General features: G+C 73.2%; 12 protein-coding genes. 6 read left to right on the top strand and 6 right to left on the bottom strand.

The window, feature by feature from the left end:
• Positions 1 to 55: 55 nt before the first annotated feature.
• Entirely contained in the window at positions 56 to 1,546 is a 1,491-nt protein-coding gene (locus ACLIYP_RS01680) for a cation:dicarboxylate symporter family transporter (RefSeq protein WP_412711422.1), read from the bottom strand.
• 258 nt (positions 1,547 to 1,804) lie between these two features.
• Here ACLIYP_RS01680 and ACLIYP_RS01675 point away from each other — a divergent pair, with 258 nt between their 5' ends.
• Positions 1,805 to 3,427 carry a sensor histidine kinase gene (locus ACLIYP_RS01675; RefSeq protein ID WP_412711341.1) on the top strand — a complete coding sequence of 541 codons (1,623 nt, stop codon included), beginning with the start codon at positions 1,805 to 1,807 and terminating at the stop codon, positions 3,425 to 3,427.
• Positions 3,424 to 4,158: a response regulator gene (locus ACLIYP_RS01670; protein WP_412711340.1), complete on the top strand. Its 735-nt coding sequence runs from the start codon at positions 3,424 to 3,426 to the stop codon at positions 4,156 to 4,158. The genes ACLIYP_RS01675 and ACLIYP_RS01670 overlap by 4 nt, the downstream gene beginning before the upstream one ends.
• 153 nt (positions 4,159 to 4,311) lie before the next feature.
• On the opposite strand, the gene ACLIYP_RS01665 is transcribed toward ACLIYP_RS01670, so the two are convergent.
• Positions 4,312 to 5,337: an ATP-dependent 6-phosphofructokinase gene (locus tag ACLIYP_RS01665; protein WP_093661856.1), complete on the bottom strand. Its 1,026-nt coding sequence runs from the start codon at positions 5,335 to 5,337 to the stop codon at positions 4,312 to 4,314.
• Between the two features lie 373 nt (positions 5,338 to 5,710).
• On the opposite strand from ACLIYP_RS01665, the gene pta reads away from it, so the two are divergent.
• The 3 genes from pta to pyk are packed head-to-tail and all read left to right on the top strand — an operon-like array spanning position 5,711 to position 10,607.
• Positions 5,711 to 7,903, top strand: a complete 2,193-nt coding sequence (gene pta, locus ACLIYP_RS01660) for a phosphate acetyltransferase (protein ID WP_412711339.1) — start codon at positions 5,711 to 5,713, stop codon at positions 7,901 to 7,903.
• On the top strand, positions 7,900 to 9,126 hold the full coding sequence (locus ACLIYP_RS01655; RefSeq protein ID WP_412711338.1) for an acetate kinase: 1,227 nt from the start codon (positions 7,900 to 7,902) through the stop codon (positions 9,124 to 9,126). The genes pta and ACLIYP_RS01655 overlap by 4 nt, the downstream gene beginning before the upstream one ends.
• 53 nt (positions 9,127 to 9,179) lie before the next feature.
• Positions 9,180 to 10,607: a pyruvate kinase gene (gene pyk, locus ACLIYP_RS01650; protein WP_412711337.1), complete on the top strand. Its 1,428-nt coding sequence runs from the start codon at positions 9,180 to 9,182 to the stop codon at positions 10,605 to 10,607.
• Between the two features lie 106 nt (positions 10,608 to 10,713).
• On the opposite strand, the gene ACLIYP_RS01645 is transcribed toward pyk, so the two are convergent.
• From ACLIYP_RS01645 to ACLIYP_RS01630, 4 genes are all read right to left on the bottom strand, one after another.
• Positions 10,714 to 12,057 (bottom strand): ICP22 family protein, encoded by a 1,344-nt coding sequence (locus ACLIYP_RS01645; RefSeq protein WP_412711336.1) that lies wholly within the window; start codon positions 12,055 to 12,057, stop codon positions 10,714 to 10,716.
• Positions 12,050 to 12,589, bottom strand: coding sequence for a DUF6114 domain-containing protein (locus ACLIYP_RS01640; protein WP_412711335.1), 540 nt, complete (start codon positions 12,587 to 12,589; stop codon positions 12,050 to 12,052). Before ACLIYP_RS01640 ends, ACLIYP_RS01645 begins: the two co-directional genes overlap by 8 nt.
• A 104-nt stretch (positions 12,590 to 12,693) precedes the next feature.
• Entirely contained in the window at positions 12,694 to 13,311 is a 618-nt protein-coding gene (locus ACLIYP_RS01635) for a DUF6230 family protein (protein WP_237877257.1), read from the bottom strand.
• Between the two features lie 577 nt (positions 13,312 to 13,888).
• Entirely contained in the window at positions 13,889 to 14,872 is a 984-nt protein-coding gene (locus ACLIYP_RS01630) for a tetratricopeptide repeat protein (RefSeq protein WP_412711334.1), read from the bottom strand.
• Between the two features lie 173 nt (positions 14,873 to 15,045).
• On the opposite strand from ACLIYP_RS01630, the gene ACLIYP_RS01625 reads away from it, so the two are divergent.
• Positions 15,046 to 15,723 (top strand): TetR/AcrR family transcriptional regulator, encoded by a 678-nt coding sequence (locus ACLIYP_RS01625; protein WP_412711333.1) that lies wholly within the window; start codon positions 15,046 to 15,048, stop codon positions 15,721 to 15,723.
• Positions 15,724 to 15,777: the final 54 nt, after the last annotated feature.

Here is a 15,777-nt window from a genome sequence, read left to right as displayed (position 1 = left end):
CGTCCCGGGGGAACGGGACGGGGCCGCCCGGGTGGCCCGGGGCGTCACGGGGAGGTCACACGCCCGCGGGCTCCTTGGCGGCGGGCCCGGTGGGGCCGGGGTCCCGCGTGGTCTCGTCACCGGCGGTCCGCTCGGGGACACCGTGGGCGGCGCCGTGAGCGGCGCCGTGAGCGGCGCCGTGAGCGGCGCCGTGAGCGGCGCCGTGGGAGTGGGCGTCGTCGAGGAGGGTCCGCTCGTCGAAGGGGACGCGGCCGGCCAGCACCTCGCCGACCCGCTCCTTGTCGATCTCCCTGGTCCAGGTGCCGACCAGCACCGTGGCGACCGCGTTGCCGGCGAAGTTCGTCAGTGCGCGGGCCTCGCTCATGAAGCGGTCGATGCCGACGATCAGGCCGACGCCGTCCACCAGCTCCGGGCGGTGGGACTGCAGGCCGCCGGCGAGGGTGGCGAGGCCCGCGCCGGTGACGCCGGCCGCGCCCTTCGAGGCGATGATCATGAAGACGAGCAGGGAGATCTGCTGCCCCACCGTGAGCGGGTCGCCCATCGCCTCGGCCACGAACAGGGATGCCATCGTCAGGTAGATCGCGGTGCCGTCGAGGTTGAAGGAGTAGCCCGTGGGGACGGTGATGCCCACGACCGGCCGGCTCACCCCCAGGTGCTCCATCTTCGCGATCAGGCGCGGCAGCGCCGACTCCGACGAGGAGGTGGACAGGATCAGCAGGAACTCGCGGCCCAGGTACCTCAGCAGGGCGAGGATGTTCACCCCCGCCACCAGCCTCAGCAGCGTGCCCAGCACGACGAAGACGAACAGCAGGCAGGTGGCGTAGAAGCCGATCATGATGACGGCCAGGGACGTCAGCGCGTCCACTCCGGTCTCGCCGACCACCGCGGCGATGGCGCCGAAGGCCCCGACCGGGGCCACCCACATGATCATGGCCAGCACCCGGAAGACCAGCCGCTGGACGTGGCCGATGCCCCGCAGCACCGGCTCGCCGGCCGGGCCCATCGCCTGGAGCGCGAAGCCCACCAGCAGGGCCACCAGCAGGGTCTGGAGGACCTCTCCCTCGGTGAAGGCGGAGACCAGCGTCGTCGGGATGACGCCCAGCAGGAAGTCGACGGTGCCCTCACCGGCGCCCTCGGCCTGCGCCGCACCGGCGCTCCTGGCCTCCTCGGTGAGCCGGAGTCCGGATCCGGGGTCCAGCACGTTGCCGACGGCCAGGCCGATGGCCAGGGCGACAGTGGACATCACCAGGAAGTAGCCGAGCGCGAGCCCGCCCACCGCGCCGACCTTGGCGGCCTTCCGCACGGAGCCGATGCCCAGCACGATGGTGCAAAAAATCACCGGCGAGATCATCATCTTGATGAGGTCGACGAATCCGGTGCCCAGCGGCTTGAGCTCCTTGGCCACGCCCGGGGCCGCGAAACCGAGCGCGACGCCCGCCAGGACGGCGGCGATCACGGCGATGTAGAGGTAGTGGGTGCGGTCCCGCCCCTTGGGCCGGGCGGCCCGCGGGTCCTGCGCGGCCTGCGCGGCCTGCGCGGTCCGCACGCTCTGCGCGGCCTGTTCGTTCTGCTCGTTCTGCGGTGGCACGTCGGGCTCCTCCGTGTTGCGGCTCCGACTCGCGTGGAGTCCCGGCGACTATGCACCCGGCTGTGAGGCCGGTCACGGTTGCGTGCATTACGTGCACGGAAAACCCGTCCGGGGGCGGGGCTCCGGCCGTACCGGCTCGCGCGGGCAGGGCCGGCAGCCGTCTTGCGCGGCCCCGGGGAGGACCGCTCGGGCGGACGAGCGGGCAGACTGGTGCCCATGCGTCTGTCCCGCCCCCGCAGCCTGGCAGGCCAGCTCTTCGCGATGCAGGTCGTGGTGGTGGCCGCCGTGGTGGCCGGGTGCGCGCTGTTCACCTACCTGAACGACTGGCGGCAGGCCGAGACCGCCGCCCGGCACCGCGCCACCGCCACCGCCCGGACGATCGCCGACTCGCCCTCGGTGGCGGAGGCGATCGGCTCGCCGGACCCGAGCGCGCTCCTCCAGCCGTACGCCGAGCGGGTCCGCCGCGACACCGGCGTCACCTTCGTCACGATCATGGACCCGCGCGGCATCCGCTGGACCCACCCCGAGCCGGACCGCATCGGCCTGCGCTTCGTGGGCCACATCGGCCCCGCCCGGCGCGGCGAGACCTTCCACGAGACCTACACCGGCACCCTCGGCCCCTCGGTTCGGGTGGTCACGCCCGTGCGCGACGGCGGCGGGCGGATCGTGGGGCTGGTGAGCGCCGGGATAGCCGTGGAGCGGATCACCGACGAGGTGGAGCGGCAGATGGCCGTCCTGCTCGCGGTGGCCTCGGGCGCGGTGCTGCTCGGCGGGCTGGGCACATATGTGATCAACGCCCGGCTGCGCCGCCACACCCACGGCATGAACGCCGCCGAGCTGAGCCGGATGCACGCCTACCACCAGGCCACGCTGCACGCCGTGCGCGAGGGGCTGGTCATGCTCGACGGGCAGCGCCGCGTCGCCCTGATCAACGACGGCGCCCGCGAGCTGCTCGGCCTGGCCGGGCGCGAGACCGTGGGACTGGGCGTCGCCGAGCTGGGACTGCCCGCGCCGCTGACCGGGGCGCTGCTGGCCTCCGAGCCGCGGGTGGACGAGGTCCATCTGACCGGCGAGAGGGTGGTCGTGGTGAACACCTCGCCGGTCTCGGCGCGCGATCTGCGCGGCACGGTGGTCACCCTGCGCGACCACACCGAGCTCCAGGCGCTGGCCGGCGAGCTGGACTCGGTGCGCGGCTTCGCCGAGGCGCTGCGCTCGCAGGCGCACGAGGCCGCCAACCGGCTGCACACCGTGGTCTCCCTGATCGAGCTGGGGCGCGAGCGGGAGGCGGTGGAGTTCGCCACCGCCGAGCTGGAGCTGGCACAGGCGCTGACCGATCAGGTGGTGGCGGCGGTCGCCGAGCCGGTGCTGGCCGCGCTGCTGCTGGGCAAGGCGGCACAGGCCAACGAGCGAGGGGTGGAGCTGGTGCTCACCCGGGACAGCAGTGTCGACGACGGCCTGCTGCCGCCGGACCTGCCCGCCCGGGATCTGGTGACGGTGCTGGGCAACCTGATCGACAACGCGCTCGACGCCGCGTCCGGGGACACCACCGGGGACGCCGCCGCCCGGGTCACGGTGACCGTACGGGCGTCGGAGCGCGAGCTGCTGCTGCGCGTGGCCGACACCGGGCCGGGCATCGGCCCGGAGGAGGCCGGGGAGGTCTTCCGGCGCGGCTGGTCCACCAAGCCGGGCGGGCCCGCGAGCCGGGGGCTGGGCCTGGCGCTGGTACGGCAGACCGCACGGCGGCACGGCGGCACCGTGGAGCTGGCCGGTGCGCCCGGCGGCGGCGCGGAGTTCACCGTACGGCTGCCGCTGCGCGCCGCCGCGGGGGCGACGGCGTGACCGGGCCGGGGGCGGGGGCCGGGAGCGGGGGCGGCGGTACGGAGGCCGGGCCGATCAGGGTGCTGGTGGTCGAGGACGACCCCGTGGCCGCCGACGCCCACGCCCTGTACGTCTCCCGGGTGCCCGGTTTCGCCGTCGCGGGGGTGGCGCACTCCCGGGCGGAGGCCGGGCGGGCCCTGGAGCGGCTGGAGGTCGATCTGGTCCTGCTCGACCTCTACCTGCCCGACGGCCACGGCCTGGCCCTGGTGCGGGCGCTGCGCGCGGCGGGCCACACCACCGACGTCTTCGCCGTCACCTCGGCCCGCGACCTGGCCGTCGTGCGCGAGGGGGTCTCGCTCGGGGTGGTCCAGCACGTGCTCAAGCCCTTCACCTTCCCCGCACTGCGCGAGAGGCTCCAGCGGTACGCCCGGTTCCGGGAGACGATCGCCTGCGCGGGCGCGCAGGCCCGCAGCCAGGCGGAGGTGGACCGGGCGCTGGCCGCGCTGCGGGCTCCGGGGCGCGTCACGCTGCCCAAGGGACTGAGCCCCGCCACCCTGGAGGCGGTCACCTCCGCACTGCGCGCGGCCGCCGGGGAGGGGCTGACGGCCTCCGCGGCGGCCCGGCGGGTGGGAGTCAACCGGATCACCGCCCGCCGCTACCTGGAGTACCTGGCCGGCACCGGACAGGCCGAACGCGCCCCGCGGTACGGGCAGGTGGGGCGGCCGGAGCTGCACTACCGCTGGCGCGGCTGACGTTGCCGCGGGCGCGGCCGGCCCGGCACCGGCCCCGGACGCGCACCGCGCCCGCGGCGGCCCCGTGGGAGGGGGCACGCGACGGGCGCGGCGGCACTGGTGGAGGAGGCGGCGCGGGCGGCGGGAACGGCCTCGGGCCGGTGGACGCACCGCTCAGAAGACGGCCTCGGTCTCGTCCATCCGGTCCTGCGGCACCGTCTTCAGCTCGGTGACCGCGTCGGCCAGCGGCGCCATGACGATCTCGGTGCCGCGCAGGGCCGTCATCATGCCGAAGTCGCCGCGGTGCGCGGCCTCCACGGCGTGCCAGCCGAAGCGGGTGGCCAGCACCCGGTCGTACGCGGTGGGGGTGCCGCCGCGCTGCACGTGGCCGAGGATGACCGGACGGGCCTCCTTGCCCAGGCGGTGCTCCAGCTCGATGGCGAGCCGGTTGCCGATGCCGGTGAAGCGCTCGTGCCCGTACTGGTCGATCTGCCCCTTCTCGTAGGGCATCGAGCCCTCGGCCGGGCGCGCGCCCTCGGCGACGCAGACGACCGCGAACTTCTTGCCGCGCGCGAAGCGCTCCTCGATCATCTTGCACAGGTCGTCGACCTGGAAGGGCCGCTCGGGCACGCAGATGCCGTGGGCGCCGCCGGCCATCCCCGCCTCCAGCGCGATCCAGCCCGCGTGGCGCCCCATGACCTCGACGACCATCACGCGCTGGTGGGACTCGGCCGTCGTCTTCAGCCGGTCGATGGCCTCGGTGGCCACCGTGACGGCCGTGTCGAAGCCGAAGGTGCGGTCGGTGGCGGAGATGTCGTTGTCGATCGTCTTGGGCACGCCCACCACCGGCAGCCCGGCGTCGGCGAGCATCCGGGCGGCGGTGAGGGTGCCCTCGCCGCCGATCGGGATGAGCGCGTCGAGGCCGAGCCTCTCCAGCAGCTCCTCGGAGTTCTGGCACGCCTCCCGCAGCCGGTCGCGCTCCAGCCGGGCCGAGCCCAGGATGGTGCCGCCTCTGGCGAGGATGCCGGAGACGGAGTCGATGTCGAGTTCGCGGTAGCGGCCGTCGAGCAGGCCCTTGAAGCCGTCCTCGAAGCCGATGACTTCGTCGTGCCGGTCGACCACGGCGCGGTGCACGACCGAACGGATCACGGCGTTCAGACCGGGGCAGTCGCCGCCTGCGGTGAGGACTCCGATGCGCATGGGGATCGCTTCTCCTGCTCGCTGCTGGTTCGGGGGTGCGCCGCCGCGATTGTTTCACGCCCTGAACGCATTCCCGCCTCCCGTCTCACATACCGTTCGAGACACGACCGGCACGCGGCATCACGGGGCACGGCGGTAGGGTCAAGGGTAGTCAAAGGAACAAGTGCCCGGATAAGCCCTGCCGGAGCCGTTTCCAGGGGTTTTCGCGGGGATCCCCGCAGGTTCTGCGGGGTCCCGCGGGGTTCCCCCGGGTCCGCGCGGTCTCCCTGGGTGGTCTCCCGGCTTCCGGCACTTTTCCGCCACGGCGTGCCCGGGTACCCGACGGGAGCAGGGCCCGCAGGGGCCCTGGGCACGACGAACAGGGAGAGCACACGTGACGCGCAGCGTGTACGTGACCGGCATCGGCCGCGGGGACGGCCGCCAGGTCGTGGAGCTGGGAGTCATGGAACTCCTGTCCCGGCGGACGGGCCGGGTCGGCGTCTTCCGCCCGCTCGCCCACGACGGCCCCGATCCCATCTACGACCTGCTGCGCAGCCGCTACCGGCTCTCCCAGCCCGCCGGGACCGTGGTCGGACTCGGCTACGACGAGGCCGTGGCCGTCCTGGCCGACCGGGGCATCGACGAGCTGGTGTCCCTGCTGGTGGACCGCTTCCACACGGTCGCCCGCGGCTACGAGGCCGTCCTCGTCCTGGGCACCGACTTCGCCGACACCGCTCTGCCCGCCGAGCTGGCGCTCAACGCGCGCCTGGCCAACGAGTTCGGCGCCCCGGTGCTGCCGGTGGTGGCCGGCACCGGCCAGGACACCGACTCGCTGACCGCCGAGGTCCGCAACGCCTACCACGCGTACGCCTCGCTGGGCTGCGAGGTCCTCGCCATGATCGCCAACCGGGTCCCCGACGGCGCGGCGGTCGGCGCCGCCGGCCTGGACGGGCACCTGCCGGTGCCGGTGTACGCCCTGCCCGAGGACCCCGCGCTGGCCGCGCCGACCGTCGCCCAGGTCGCCGAGGCGCTGGGCGCGAAGGTCCTCCAGGGGGACCCGGCCGGGCTCGCCCGGGACGTGCGCGGTTTCGTCTTCGGCGGCGCCACGCTGCCGACCTTCCTGCCCGCCCTCACCGAGGGCTGCATGGTCCTCACCCCCGGGGACCGCGCGGACCTGGTCGTCGGCGCGCTGGCAGCCCACTCCGCGGGCTCCCCCGCCATCGCCGGGGTGCTGCTCACCGTCGGGGAGCACCCCGGCGAGGAGACGATGGCGCTGGCCGCCCGGCTCTCCCCGGGCACCCCGGTGCTGTCGGTGCCCGGCGGCTCGTTCTCCACCGCCGGCGAGCTGATGTCCCTGGAGGGCAGGCTGACCACGGCCAACCCGCGCAAGGCGGAGATCGCCCTCGGCCTCTTCGAGGGCCACGTGGACACCGCCCGGCTCACCGAGCGGCTCTCGGTGGTCCGCGGCGACCGGGTCACCCCGATGATGTTCGAGCACGAGCTGATCGAGCGGGCGCGGGCCGACCGCCGCCACGTCGTCCTGCCGGAGGGGACCGAGGAGCGGGTGCTGCGGGCGGCCGAGGTGCTGCTGCGCCGGGGCGTGTGCGATCTGACGCTGCTGGGCGACGAGACCGCGATCCGCAAGCGCGCCGCCGAGCTGGGCATCGACCTGGGCCTGCTGGGGCCCGAGGAGCTGCCCGAGGGGCCGGGCGCCTTCGCCCGCGCCGTGGACCCGTACACCTCGCCGCTGCGCGAGCGCTTCGCCGAGCTGTACGCCGGGCTGCGCGCCCACCGGGGCGTCACCTACGAACTGGCCTACGACCAGGTGGCCGACGTGTCGTACTTCGGCACCCTGATGGTCCAGGAGGGGCTGGCCGACGGCATGGTCTCGGGCGCGGCCCACTCGACGGCGGCGACGCTGCGGCCCGCCTTCGAGATCATCCGCACCAAGCCGGACGCCGAGATCGTCTCCTCGGTGTTCTTCATGTGCCTGGCCGAGAAGGTGCTGGTCTACGGCGACTGCGCCGTCAACCCCGACCCGGACGCCGAGCAGCTCGCCGACATCGCCGTCCAGTCCGCGGCCACCGCCGCCCGGTTCGGCGTGGACCCGCGGATCGCGATGCTGTCGTACTCCACCGGCACCTCCGGCTCCGGCGCGGACGTGGACAAGGTGCGGCGGGCGACGGAGCTGGTGCGCGAACGCCGCCCGGACCTGCTGGTGGAGGGGCCGATCCAGTACGACGCGGCGGTGGAGCCGTCGGTGGCGGCGACCAAGCTGCCGGAGTCGAGGGTCGCGGGACGGGCCACCGTGCTGGTCTTCCCGGACCTGAACACCGGCAACAACACCTACAAGGCCGTCCAGCGCTCGGCCGGCGCGGTGGCCGTCGGCCCGGTCCTGCAGGGTCTGCGCAAGCCGGTCAACGACCTCTCGCGCGGCGCTCTGGTGCAGGACATCGTCACCACCGTGGCGATCACCGCGATCCAGGCGCAGCAGAGCCGGCGGGCCGCGGACGCGGCGGCCGGCCCCGCCGGTTCCACCGAGCCCACCGAACCGACCGGCCCCGAGGGGAAGGCTGCGAACGAGTGAGAGGCACCCGCGTCCTCGTCCTGAACACCGGCTCCTCGTCGGTGAAGTACCAGCTCCTGGACATGGCCGACGGCTCCCGCCCGGCCGCCGGCCTGGTCGAGCGGATCGGCGAGCGCACCTCGTACCTGCGCCACGCCCCGGCCGGCGGCCCCCGGCGCGAGCGCGAGGAGCCGGTGCCCGACCACCATGCGGCGCTGGGGGCGGTCGCCGAAGAACTGGCCCGCGACGGACTGGGCCTGGACTCCCCCGGACTGGCCGCCATCGGCCACCGGGTGGTGCACGGCGGGCGCCGCTTCACCGAGCCGACCGTGATCGACGACGCGGTGCTGGCCGAGATCGAGCGCCTGGTTCCCGTCGCGCCGCTGCACAACCCGGCCAATCTGGCGGGCATCCGCACGGCCATGGCGCTGGCGCCGCACCTGCCGCAGGTGGCGGTCTTCGACACCGCCTTCCACACGACGATGCCGGAGTACGCCGCCCGGTACGCCATCGACACCGCCGTCGCCGACGCCCACCGGGTGCGCCGCTACGGCTTCCACGGCACCTCGCACGCGTACGTCTCGCGCAGAACGGCCGAGCTGCTGGGCCGGGATCCGTCCGAGGTGAACGTCATCGTGCTGCACCTGGGCAACGGCTCGTCGGCCTCGGCGGTGCGCGGCGGGCGGTGCGTGGACACCTCCATGGGGCTCACCCCGCTGGAGGGTCTGGTGATGGGCACCCGTTCCGGTGACATCGACCCGGCGGTGGTCTTCCATCTGGCGCGGGTGGCCGGGATGCCGGTCGACGAGATCGACGTCCTGCTGAACAAGCGCAGCGGCCTGCTGGGCCTGTGCGGGGACAACGACATGCGGGAGGTCCTGCGCCGGATGGCGGGCGAGGGGCCGGACGCGGAGTCGGCGAGACTGGCCTTCGACGTCTACGTCCACCGGCTGAAGAAGTACATCGGCGCCTACTGCGCGGTGCTCGGCCGGGTGGACGCGGTGGCCTTCACCGCCGGGGTCGGCGAGAACGCGGCCCCGGTGCGGCAGGCCGCCGTCGACGGGCTGGAGGGCCTGGGCCTGGCCGTGGACGCGGAGCTGAACGCCGCGCGCGGCGGCGGGCCCCGGCTGGTGTCCCCGCCCAGCGCGCGGGTGGCGGTGGCCGTGGTGCCCACCGACGAGGAGCTGGAGATCGCCGGCCAGACGTATGCGCTGGTGGGCGACGGCACCGCGGGACGGATGTGAGCCGGCTCACCCCCTGGAACGTTCCGCCACTGAACAAAAGATAGGATCGCCCCATGCGCCGTTCCAAAATCGTCTGCACCCTGGGCCCCGCCGTGGACTCCTACGATCAGCTCAAGACGCTGATCGAGGCCGGCATGAACGTGGCCCGCTTCAACATGAGCCATGGCAGCCACGCCGAGCACGAGGAGCGCTACCACCGTCTGCGCAAGGCCTCCCAGGAGACGGGGCGCGCGATCGGCGTGCTCGCCGACCTCCAGGGACCCAAGATCCGCCTGGAGACCTTCGCCGACGGCCCCGTCGAGCTGGTGCGCGGCGACGAGTTCACCATCACCACCGAGGACGTCCCCGGCGACCGCACCGTCTGCGGCACCACCTACAAGGGCCTGCCGGGCGACGTCTCCAAGGGCGAGACGATCCTGATCAACGACGGCAACGTCTGCCTCCAGGTGATCGACGTGGACGGCCCCCGGGTGCGCTGCATCGTCATCGAGGGCGGTGTGATCTCCGACCACAAGGGCATCAACCTGCCCGGTGTGGCCGTCAACGTCCCGGCCCTGTCGGACAAGGACGTCGACGACCTGAAGTTCGCGCTGGAGATGGGCTGCGACATGGTGGCGCTGTCCTTCGTGCGCGACGCCGCCGACGTCCGCGACGTCCACCGGGTGATGGACGAGGTGGGCCGCCGGGTGCCGGTGATCGCCAAGGTGGAGAAGCCGCAGGCGGTGGAGAACATGGAGGAGGTCGTCCTCGCGTTCGACGGTGTGATGGTGGCCCGCGGCGACCTGGCGGTGGAGTATCCGCTGGAGAAGGTGCCGATGGTGCAGAAGCGGCTGATCGAGATGTGCCGCCGCAACGCCAAGCCGGTGATCGTGGCGACCCAGATGATGGAGTCGATGATCACCAACTCCCGGCCCACCCGCGCCGAGGCCTCCGACGTGGCCAACGCGATCCTGGACGGCACGGACGCGGTGATGCTCTCGGCGGAGTCCTCGGTGGGCCAGTACCCGATCGAGACCGTCAAGACCATGTCGAAGATCGTCCAGGCCGCCGAGGAGGAGCTTCTCTCGCGCGGCCTCCAGCCGCTGGTGCCCGGCAAGAAGCCGCGCACCCAGGGCGGTTCGGTGGCCCGCGCGGCCTGCGAGATGGCGGACTTCCTCAACGGCAAGGCGCTGGTCGCCTTCACCAAGTCCGGTGACACCGCCCGGCGGCTCTCCCGCTACCGGGCCGCCCAGCCGATCCTGGCCTTCACCACCGAGCCCTCCACCGCCTGCCAGCTCACGCTGAGCTGGGGCGTGGAGTCCTTCGTGGTGCCGCACGTGGACCACACCGACGACATGGTGGACCTGGTCGACGCCGAACTGCTCAAGCTCCAGCGGTACAACACCGGCGACACCATGATCATGACGGCCGGCTCGCCTCCCGGCATCCCCGGCACCACCAACATGGTGCTGGTGCACCACCTGGGCACCGACAAGCGCTGACCTCGTCCCTCGGCTTCCCGGCCCCTCGCCCGCGGCGCGGCGAACGGCGGCGGCCCGCGTACCTCCAGGGGTACGCGGGCCGCCGCCGTTCGCCGCGCCGCGGGTGTCAGTTCTCGTTGTAGAGCTTCATGCCCGGGATGTGCAGGTCGCCGCCGAACTGGCCGGCCTGTCTGACCGACACGTCCGTGAAGAACACCTCCGGGATGTTCAGCGGCGGCGGCGACTCGGGGCTGAAGGTGATCGGGATGAGCCCGAAGAGCTTGCCCTTGAGCTCCTCGGTGTACATCGTCACCGTGCCGTTGCGGATGGTGGAGGTGCTCCCCTCGGCCGCCTTCACGTGCGCGGTGCTGCCGCCGGGGCCCTCCACCAGCTGGTGCAGGTCCCGGATGTCCACCGAGCGGGCGGTGAACTTCAGGGCGTTCTTGACCGTGCCGTTGTGGGTGCGGACCTTGACGATGCCGTGGTAGTCCAGGCCGTGGAGGGTGAGCAGGCTGGTCTCCAGCACCCACGGGGCGTTGGGCAGCACCGCCTCGGTCCGCTCCTCCTCCGCGTCGGCCAGTGCCTCGGCGTCGTAGGTCGGGCAGGGGAAAGGCTCCTTGCCGGAGGCGTCCGCCCCGGGGACGGCCGCCTCCTCCGTTTCCCCGGCGGCCTTCTCGCGCGCCTCGCCGGCCTTCTCCCGCGCACCGCCGACGGTGTCCTCCACCGCGTCGCCGACGCGGTCGGCGGTGTCCTTCAGCCCCTTGCCGACACCGTCGACTGCACCGTCCGCGGCGTCGCCGACGGTGTCCTCCAGCGGGGTGCCGGAGCCGCCCCCGAGCTCCCCGGACGGCGACGGGCTGGGCGAGGCGGAGGGCTCGGCCGCGGCCTCGGCATCCTTCTCGTCCGGAGTGAACAGGTCCTTGATGGCGTCGCCGATGCCCAGCGGGTCCAGCGGGTTGCGCTCCTCGGTCTGCGAGGGGCTCGGCTCGGGCTCCGGCGTACCGGCGTCCTTCTCCTCCCCGCCTCCGGTGCCGCCGGAGGCGGAGCCCGGCTGGGAGCCGGTTCCTCCGTCGGCAGGGGGCTCGGCGGGTGCCGTGGTGCCGGGCTCGGGCGCGGGGGAGGCACCGGGCTTCGCGTCCCGGCCGTCCTGCCCGCTCCGGCCGTCCTGCCCGGACTTCTCCTTCTCCGCTTCCCGTCCGCCGTCCTCCTCCGCCTCCTTGTCGGGGGCGGTCACACACGGCCCGTCCCTGAAGGGGTTCTTCGGCAGCGGCTCGGCGAGCGCGAGCTTGGGGGTCAGCCCCATGCCCATGAGCACGGCCGACGGCATGGCGGCCAGTGCTATCGCCTTGCCCGCGGGAACGTGCAGCCGGGTCAGCAGCGGCTTCCTCGGGGCGGCGTGGCGCGGCCCGCTCCCGGTACGCCGGGGCGGCGCGGCCGCGGCCGCGTCCTCCTGGTTCAACTCGTCAGGCATCACGGTGCGTCCCGTTCTGTCCGTCGTCCGCCCCGGCGGGGGCCTGCTCGACGATGGCCAGGCCCACCTCCTGCGGAGCCTCTTCGGGCGCGGGACCACCGGGAACGTCCCCGGTCTCCGCGGGCTCGGCCGGCCGCTCCTTGTTCTGCACCCAGGAGAGGCCCATCGCGCCGCCGACCATCGCCAGCAGGAAGCCCACGAAGAGGCCTCCGAGGTTGGAGACCACCAGCGAGACCAGGGCCAGCAGGATGGCGGCGACCCCGCTGAACACCCGGGAGTGCGGCTGGAACCACAGGGTCAGGCCCAGCACGAACAGCAGCACGCCGATGATCAGCGATCCGGAACCCGTGGTGGTCGCCAGCCGGAAGGACAACTGGCTCAGGCTGGGGTCGGCGTACGGGATCCAGATGATCGGTACGCCGCCCAGCAGCGTCAGCAGTCCCGCCCAGAAGGGGCGCTGCCAGCGCCACAGGCGGAACGACTGCCGCCAGTGGCTGATGCGTTCACGCGCTCCCGGCGACTCGGCACTCATCAGAAAACAGCTCCCTAGGGCCGAACTGTCCATAAAGATCGATGGCACTGCGGGGAGGCGGAAGACCGGCTCGGCGGTCCCCCGCCCCCTCTCCGCTCAGTGCGTCAGAAGCACTCGTTCTTGCCCTTGGCGACATTCAGCGAAAGGCCGGAGAGCTTGAAGGTGCCGGCGCTGGTGGCCCAGGACGTCTGCTTGACGCCGGTGAGCACGGCCTCGTCGGCCTCCTGCGCGAAGGAGCCCGGAAGCACGGCGTCGCCGTCCTTCAGACCCGGGCCCTTGCTGGTGTCGTTCGCCGAGACGCCGATGTTGATGTTCTTGAACGTGGCGTCGGCGTCGAGCTGGTCGAGGTCGATGTAGAGGTTCTTCGCCTCGACGACCTTGCCGTCGTTGCCCGCGTTCAGCTTCACCGAGACATCGCCGAAGACCGGAACGGGGATGACGACGGACTGGCAAAGCCCCCTGAGCTCGGCGCTCTTGAAGGCCGACACGGCGACGGGGACCTTCTTGCCCCCGTGCACGGTGTCGATCGTGCCGTACTGCACGAACCCCTTGCCGTCCAGCCGGTCAACCGAGACCTTCGCCTGCTGACCGGAGACGCTGAACGACGCGGCGAGTGCACCCTGTGCCAGGGCGACCCCGACCGCCGCCGTGGCGGCGACGCTGGGGACCATGACGACGGCGAACCGCTTCCATCTGGTCCCGCCACGAGCCACAGACTCCATGACTTTCCTCCTTCTCGGACGTACATCTCCGGCCCGGGCCGGACCCGGACGGGATGGGAGAAGTGCTACGTCCTCGGGAAGGGGAGCGCCGTTCCCCGGATTCACCAGATTCCGAAGCGCCGGCGATCACCCCCGAGCGACAACCACTGGCCGCGCTCTCGCGCGACCTGCCGGACAGGCCCTGCCCCTGGGCAGAGACCCCCCTGTCCGCGGCCGGCGTCACCGACGCCGGCCCGCCCGGTGGGGACCCATGGTCCGGTTGCGCCCGGATGTGGTGTGCCGGGCTGCGGACGATGGACCGAGCGTGGCCGATCGTGGTCCATGAGAGGCCGGGGCACAAGGGGCTCGTTACTTGCGAGTAACGGGAAGATGACCACGCCTGCGCCGAAAGTGATCAAGCAGGCACCCAGGGTTGCCGGGAGAAACGATGGGCGAGCGGATCAACCGGACTTGACGGGACCAAACACCCCAGGTGGTTTACTGCGAGTAACAGCGGCCGCGATTACCAAGTTTCGGTAAAGACGCGGCCGCTGTTGATCGTTATGTCAACAAGTCCCGGACCACTGGAACCGGCAGGTCAGAAGAGGACGCGGGCAAGGGCACCGCGTGCCGCGACCACCCTCGGATCCTCGTGTCCCACCACCTCGAAGAGCTCCACCAGACGGACGCGGGCGGCCTCCCGGTCGTCACCCGCCGTGCGGCGGACCGTCTCCACCAGCCGCCCGAAGGCGTCCTCGACGTGCCCGCCCGCCAGGTCGAGGTCGGCCGCCCTCAGCTGCGCCCGCACGTCGGCGGGCGCCTCGGCCGCCTCCTTGCGCACCTGGGCCGCGTCCAGCCCCTGGACGCGCTGCAGGAGTTCGGCCTGGGCCAGACCCAGCTTGGCCTCGGTGCTGGCCGGGTCGCCGGCGAGGACGTTCCGGTACGCCTGGATCGCACCGCCCAGGTCCCCCGCGTCCAGCGCGGAGTGGGCGGCGGCCAGCGCCGGGTCCTCCGGGACACCGGGTGCGGCCGGGGCCTGCTCGCCGACCTCGCCGCCCTCCACGGAGATGCCGGTGATGCCGAAGCGCTGCTCGGCGACCTGGACGAGCTGGTCCAGCACCTCGCGCACCTGCTGTTCGGGCGCCGCCCCCTGGAACAGCGGCAGGGCCTGGCCGGCCACCACCGCGAAGACGGCCGGGATGCCCTGCACCCCGAACTGCTGGAAGAGCATCTGGTTGCGGTCGACGTCGATCTTGGCGAGGAGGAAGCGCCCGGCGTACTCGTGCGCCAGCCGCTCCAGCAGCGGCCCGAGCTGCTTGCACGGGCCGCACCACTCGGCCCAGAAGTCGATGACGACCGGGACCTCGGCGGAGCGCTGGAGCACCTCCTGCTCGAAGTCCGCCTCCTCGACGTCGATCACCAGGGCCGCCGGGACCGCTCCGGCCGCGCCGGCACCACCGGCCCCGCCCTGCTGCCGGGCGGCCCGGGCACGGGCCTCCTCGGCCTTCTGCTTGGCCTCCCCGGCCGCCTTCACCGCGGCGAGGTCGACCACTCCGCTCATGGACATGTTGCGTGGCTGCATGTGACCAGTCTCCCCCGTTCCGGGACCGTTCCGTGCAGCGTGTCTCACATCGGTGCCGGGTCCCCGTCCGGCGCCAGTGGTTGCCGCGTGATCGCCGCTCGCTCCGGAGGCGCCGGAACCAGCTTTTCGATACGGCTCGTAGCGTAACTGATGACCCCGGCTACAGTCACCCCATGGCCGATTCCGCTCGACGCACGGGCAGGCCGCGCAGCGCCGCGGCGGACCGCGCGATCCTCGACGCGACACGCTCGGCCCTGGTCGAGCTGGGGTGGGGCGGGCTGACCATGGGCGACGTGGCCATGCGCGCGGGAGTGGCCAAAACCACCCTCTACCGCCGCTGGACGAACAAGAGCGAGATGGTCGTGGACGCCGTCGCCGTCCTCTTCGACGAGCTGGAGCTGCCCGACCGCGGCAGTCTGCGGGCGGACGTCGAGGGCGTGGTGCTCTCCTTCGCGGCGCTGCTGGAGCGGCCGGAGGCGAAGACGGCCCTGATGGCCGTCGTCGCCGAGGCCACCCGCGACGAGGCGCTGCGCGCCCGTATCCGCACCGCCATCGTGGAACGCCAGAAGCGCCTGGTGGTCACGGGCCGCCGCCGCGCCCAGGCCCGCGGCGAGCTCCCGCCCGACGCACCCGGTCCGGAGGGCGCCGCCGCGGCGGACCGCGCCGCGGACCTGATCTTCGATGTGATCGCGGGCGCGGTCGTCCACCGCTCACTGGTCAGCGCGCAGAGGGTCACCCCGGCGTGGGCCCGTGCCCTGACCGCCCTGCTGCTGCACGGCCTGTCCCCCGCCTCCGGGCCCGCCACCGACCCCGCCTCCGACCCCACCCCGGGCGGCTCCGGCGGCGCCTGACGGCGCCCCCGGCTCCCGCCGGGGCTCCGGCCCCGTTCCCGGAGGAACGGGGCC

It is taken from the genome of Streptomyces nanhaiensis (assembly GCF_046614825.1).
In the GTDB taxonomy this organism is placed as follows: Bacteria; Actinomycetota; Actinomycetes; order Streptomycetales; family Streptomycetaceae; genus Streptomyces; species Streptomyces radiopugnans.
This window is presented reverse-complemented; position numbering and strand designations above follow the sequence as displayed.